A 5613-nucleotide genomic window follows, 5' to 3' on the forward strand; every position below is an offset into this window, starting at 1 on the left:
TGAACCTGGCGGGCCGCCGAGACGGCGTCGGCGATGGTCGCCGCGCGTTGGTCGATCACGCCCCGCAGACGCGGCACGAAGACCTTGGCCATCAGCCAGTAGAGGATGGCGAACAGCAGGACGAGGTAGACGATCTGGCCGAACCAGTGCTGGAACTCGAACTGCGGCAGGCCGCCCCCGCCTTCGCCGTGCGCGGATTCGGTCGAGGCGTGCGTGTCCGCGACGGCCACCGAATGGGGCGCGTCGTGAGTCACTGCGGGTGGAACGGATACGGTCATCTGTCGCCTGATGCTTGAGCGGTCGATACGTCAGTCAGCGAGGCGGCGGCTGGGCCGGAACCCGGCCGCCCCTCGATCAGATGGACGAAATCAGCTCGCCGACGTCCACAGCAGGATGCCGATGACGAACGACAGGATGCCCAAGGCTTCGGCCAGAGCCGCGCCCACGAACAGGTTGCCGATTTGCGAGCCGGCCGCCGACGGGTTGCGCAGGGCGCCCGAAAGGAAGTTGCCGAAGATGTTGCCGACGCCGATGCCGGCGCCGATCATGCCGGTCATGGCCAGGCCGGCGCCGATGGCGTTGCCGGCCGAGACGATGGCGGCGGCGTTGGCGGCGGCGTTGGCGGCGGTTTGCGGGTCAACCATGGTGTTCAGTCCTGTCAGAGGGTGGGTTGGAGAAAAACGGTAGGGGTTAGTGGTGGTCGCTCAGATTGACCACGTCGTTCAGGTAGACGCAGGTCAGCACGGCGAAGACGAAGGCCTGGAGGAAGGCCACCAGAAACTCGAGGGCCGTCAGAGCGGTCACGAGGCTCAGCGACAGGGCCGCGCCGGGCAGGCCCAGCAGACCCAGGCCGCCGCCCGCCGCCATCGCGCCGAGCGTGACGACGAAGCCGGCGAACACCTTCAGGGCGACGTGGCCGCCCATCATGTTGCCGAACAGACGAAGCGTCAGGGTCAGCGGGCGCAGCAGGAAGGAGAAGAACTCGATCAGGCCGACGATCGGGCGCATGACCAGCGGCGCCCCGGTCGGCCAGAACAGACCCAGGAACTTGAGGCCGTTCTTCTTGATGCCGATGATCACCACCAGCAGGAAGGTGATCACGCCGAAGGTGGCGGTCACGGCCAGCTGCGATGTGGCGGTGAAGCTCAGGAACATGCCCAGCAGGTTCATCGCCAGGATGAACATGAAGACCGTGAAGACGAACGGGAAATACTTCTTGCCGTCGTGGCCGATGATCGAGTCGGCGATGCCGTCGATCATGCCGAACAGGGTCTCGCCGACGGCCTGACCCCGCCCCGGAACCACCTTGGCGCCGGAGGTGACGACCTGCAGGAACCCGACCACCAGCAGGAAGGCGATGGTCATGGCCAGGTGGGAGTTGGTGAAGGCCAGATGGACCGTGCCGACGAGCGGCAGGGTCACCTCGCCGAAGTCGAGACCCGGCAGGGGGGTAACCTGAAACTGGTGTAGCGGATCGGCCATCGGGCGATCAGACTCCCTGGTCTTCGTCGTCGTCGAAGGGAACCGACTTCGGCTCCCCATGCTGTTTCGCTTCGGCCATCAGGCGCTGCGCCGTGCGCCACGCCATCCACACCGAGACGGCGAAGCCCAGAAGGACGCCGCCGATGATGCCCCAGGGCGTCGTCCCGGCGAACCGGTCGATCCCGAAGCCGATCGCCAGACCGACGAAAACCCCGCCGAACAGGTCGGCGAGGATTTTCCAGGCCTGCCCCGCCGCCGCCTGACCCGCCGCCTCGGCGGAGACGTGTCGAGCGGTGCGCGCCTCCAGATCGGATGCGCTGGTGTTGAGGCGTTCGATCGCCTCTTCGCGCGATTCCGGAGGTAGGGACATGGTGGCCTCAGCGCCTCGTGGCTGGCGCCGGAACGGCGGGCCTCGATGGGGGTCTGAATTCGGCGCGGAACCTATAGGCGCGCCCCCCTTTGGTCAAGGCGGTGCGACAATCGGCTAAACAGCTGATCCGACTTGCAATTTTTGCCGCTGAGCCTGAGGCGGCGAGACGATTCGCCCGCGGCCGCCTACTGGGGTCGCGCGGGCGGCGCGGCGTCGGCCGGCGTGACCGGCGTGGCGGCGGCGGACGAAGCCATGCAGTCTTGCCCGGCGTACAGGCCGTTCAGATAATACCACCGGTGCCGGACGGCGGCGGACTCCGCCTCCTTGCGCTCACGGTCGGGCCGGGTGAGGGCGTCTCCCGCGGCCATGACGAGGCCCGCGCCCGGGATGACGAGTGCCGCGCCGGCCTGGGCGACGCCGCTGATGGCGCTCAGGAAGCCGTTGCCGGGCGCACCGCCCATCTTCTGGCTGAGCTGAGCCGCCTCGTCGGAAATCTGGGGGCAAGTCAGGCTCGAGTCCGCCTCGCGCATGACCTCCATGGGACCTTCGGCCTGTGGCGCGGCGTCCTGGGCGGCGGCAGGCAGCACGGCCGCCAGAGACAGCGCGGCGGCGGTGGAGAAAGCAATGAACTTCATGACGACAACCCTCTAAGCCCCGGGACCTAACGGTCCGCGACTGTGGGAGTTGCCTCAGCGGCCCATCAGGCCCGGGCGGCGCGCGTCGCTTCGATGCCGAGGGCCTGGAGGGCGGCGGCGGCGATGTGCTCGGCGTTCAGGCCCGCGGTCGCATACATGGCGACCGGATTGTCCTGATCCTGAAAGACGTCGGGCAGGTGCAGGGTCCGGATCTTCAGTCCCGAATCGAGGGCCCCCTTCTGCGCCAGCATCTGCAGCACGAAGGCGCCGAACCCCCCCATGGCCCCCTCCTCGACCGTAATCAGGCACTCGTGGTCGCGCGCCAGCCGCAGGATCATGTCCTCGTCCAGCGGCTTGGCGAAGCGGGCGTCCGCGACGGTCGCCGACACGCCGCGCGCGGCCAGCAGATCGGCGGCCTTCAGCGATTCCTGCAGCCGCGTGCCTAGCGACAGGATGGCGACCGAGGTCCCCTCGCGCACGATCCGGCCCTTGCCGATCTCCAGCGGGTCGGCCAGCTCCGGGATTTCCACCCCGACGCCGTCGCCCCGCGGATAGCGGAAGGCCGACGGGCGGTCGTCGATCTCCAGCGAGGTGGCGATCATGGCGGCCAGATCGGCCTCGTCCGCCGCCGCCATCAGCACCATGCCCGGCAAAGCCCCCATGAAGCCGATGTCGAACGACCCCGCGTGGGTGGCGCCGTCCGCCCCGACCAGCCCCGCCCGGTCCATGGCGAACCGGACCGGCAGCTTCTGGATGGCGACGTCGTGCACGACCTGATCGTAGCCCCGCTGCAGGAAGGTCGAATAGATGGCGCAGACCGGCTTCATCCCCTCGGCCGCGAGGCCGGCCGCGAAGGTGACGGCGTGCTGCTCGGCGATGCCGACGTCATAGGTCCGCGTTGGGAAGGCCTGACCGAACAGGTCCAGTCCCGTGCCCGACGGCATGGCCGCGGTGATGGCGACGAGGGAGGGGTCCAGCTGGGCCCGCTTGATCAGCTCGGTCCCGAACACCTTGGTGTAGCTGGGCGCGTTCGAGACCGACTTGCTCTGCTTGCCGGAAACGACGTCGAATTTGACCACCGCGTGCAGCTTGTCGGCGCTGGACTCCGCGTGGGCGTAGCCCTTGCCCTTCTGGGTGACGACGTGGACGATCACGGGACGGTCGGTGATGGCCGCGGCGTTCTTCAGGATGGGGACGAGGTTATCCATGTCGTGCCCGTCGACCGGACCGATGTAGTAGAAGCCCAGTTCCTCGAAGAAGGTCCCGCCTACGATCATGCCGCGGGCGTATTCCTCGGCCTTGCGCGCTGCGTTGCGGAACGGGCGCGGCAGGTGCTCCGCCACCGACTTCCCGAAGCGGCGGAAGTTGCGATAGGCGTCGCCCGAAACCTGTTTGGCCAGATAGGCGCTCATCCCGCCGACAGGCGGCGCGATCGACATGTCGTTGTCGTTGAGGATGACCATCAATTGGCCGTGCGTCGTCTCGGCCGCGTTGTTCATCGCCTCATAGGCCATGCCCGCCGACATCGAGCCGTCGCCGATCACCGCGACGACGCGGTTCTTGCCGCCTTGCTGGTCGCGCGCGGCGGCGAAGCCCAGCGCCGCGCTGATCGAGGTCGAGGCATGGGCGGCGCCGAACGGGTCGTATTCGCTCTCGCTGCGCTTGGTGAACCCGGACAGGCCGCCCGGCTGGCGCAGGGTGCGGATGCGGTCGCGGCGGCCGGTCAGTATCTTGTGCGGATAGCACTGGTGGCCGACGTCCCAGATCAGCACGTCCTTCGGCGTGTCGAGAACATGGTGCAGCGCCACCGTCAGCTCGACCACCCCGAGGCCCGCGCCCAGATGTCCGCCGGTGACCGACACCGCGTCGATGGTCTCGGCCCGGACCTCGTCCGCCAACTGGCGCAGCTGGGGGATGTCGAAGCCGCGCGTGTCGGCGGGAATCTGGACCGTGTCGAGCAGCGGGGTGTTGGGCATAGCTGACATCTAATCCTAGATAACATGGCGCGCGAGTGTCCATGTCGTCGCCATGGCCTTTAGGCAAGCTTCAGGCGGACGTTGCTCGTCCCAGTTGATGGGCAAGACGCGCGGAGTCGCCGCGGGTGGAAAGCCAGATGAGCGCCTCTGTGGCAGAGGAAATTAGCCGCTCCAGCCAGACAAAGCCCGCCCCAGTCCGGTGGTCCGTTGCATGCTGGATGTGCGCCAGCTCCTCGACGCGGACTTCCTCGATGATCTTACGCAGGCCTTCGTCCCGGTTTGTCGCCCAGCGAATCTGGTCGTCGAGGTGTCGATGCACGGTCTCTTCGACGGCCTCCGTGCAGGCGAGGATCGCCTCACGCCCAAGAAGGCCGGTGATCAGGCCCAGCAAGGCGCCGCCAACGGCCCAAATCCACATCAACCGGCAGGGCTTGGCCTCGCGGCTAGGCATCAGTGCTCGGAAGCGGCTGCGGTGGCTCCGTTCATGCTCGCGTGCCTCCAGCAGGAAGGGCAAAAGATCGGGCGCGCGCAGCCGTGCGGCGGCTATTTGGGCGCTGTAGATGTGGATCGCTCCGTGTTCGCCCCCGTGATTGACCCGAAGGATGCGAGCGGCGACCGAGGTGTTTAGCGCCACTCGGTCAGGACCTGCGCTGAAGGACGTAGTCCACGCTGGCCTTGAGGATTTCCGCGTCCGGCCCGAACACGTCCAGGTGCGCGCGGGCCTGATCGGCCAGATGCGCGACCCTGTGTCGCGCTGCATCGACTCCCAGCAGGGTGACGAAATTGGTCTTGCCCTGGGCCGCGTCCTTGTTGGCGGCCTTGCCCAGCAGGTCTTCGTCGCCCTCGACGTCCAGCAGGTCGTCGACGATCTGGTAGGCCAGTCCGATGTCGTGGGCGAAGCTGATCAGGGCCTGACGCTGGGCCTCGCGGGCCCGGGCGATGATCAGGGGAATCTCGAAGGCGTAGGTGAACAGGGCGCCGGTCTTCAGCCGCTGCATCCGCGCCACGCCGCCGAGGTCGTCGCGGACGCCCAGGAGGTCGATCATCTGGCCGCCCGCCATGCCGCGTGCGCCGGACGCGAACGACAGCCGGCTCGCCAGTTCGCAACGGATCTCGGCGTCCTCGTGGGTGTCCTCGTGCAGCACAATGT

7 protein-coding genes and 1 pseudogene are annotated in these 5613 nt (G+C 67.7%); all 8 read right to left on the reverse strand.

Going from position 1 to position 5613, the window contains the following annotated elements; all coding sequences use genetic code 11:
• A pseudogene (locus VGB60_RS12455) lies at positions 1-278 on the reverse strand (hypothetical protein); the annotation flags it as partial.
• Positions 279-368: 90 nt separating this feature from the next.
• A complete protein-coding gene (locus VGB60_RS12460; protein WP_331038570.1) occupies positions 369-644 on the reverse strand; it encodes a F0F1 ATP synthase subunit C in 276 nt (91 codons plus the stop codon).
• 46 nt (positions 645-690) lie between these two features.
• Positions 691-1482 (reverse strand): F0F1 ATP synthase subunit A, encoded by a 792-nt coding sequence (locus VGB60_RS12465; protein WP_331038571.1) that lies wholly within the window; start codon positions 1480-1482, stop codon positions 691-693.
• Positions 1483-1489: 7 nt separating this feature from the next.
• On the reverse strand, positions 1490-1852 hold the full coding sequence (locus tag VGB60_RS12470; protein ID WP_331038572.1) for an AtpZ/AtpI family protein: 363 nt from the start codon (positions 1850-1852) through the stop codon (positions 1490-1492).
• A gap of 185 nt (positions 1853-2037) precedes the next feature.
• A complete protein-coding gene (locus tag VGB60_RS12475; RefSeq protein ID WP_331038573.1) occupies positions 2038-2487 on the reverse strand; it encodes a hypothetical protein in 450 nt (149 codons plus the stop codon).
• A 65-nt stretch (positions 2488-2552) separates the two neighbouring features.
• On the reverse strand, positions 2553-4463 hold the full coding sequence (gene dxs, locus VGB60_RS12480) for a 1-deoxy-D-xylulose-5-phosphate synthase (RefSeq protein WP_414644524.1): 1911 nt from the start codon (positions 4461-4463) through the stop codon (positions 2553-2555).
• A 70-nt stretch (positions 4464-4533) separates the two neighbouring features.
• Positions 4534-5097, reverse strand: coding sequence for a demethoxyubiquinone hydroxylase family protein (locus VGB60_RS12485; protein ID WP_331038575.1), 564 nt, complete (start codon positions 5095-5097; stop codon positions 4534-4536).
• 4 nt (positions 5098-5101) lie between these two features.
• On the reverse strand, positions 5102-5613 hold a 512-nt coding region (locus VGB60_RS12490), incomplete at its 5' end, for a polyprenyl synthetase family protein (RefSeq protein ID WP_331038576.1).

This window comes from Brevundimonas sp., from assembly GCF_036399195.1.
Lineage (GTDB): Bacteria > Pseudomonadota > Alphaproteobacteria > Caulobacterales > Caulobacteraceae > Brevundimonas.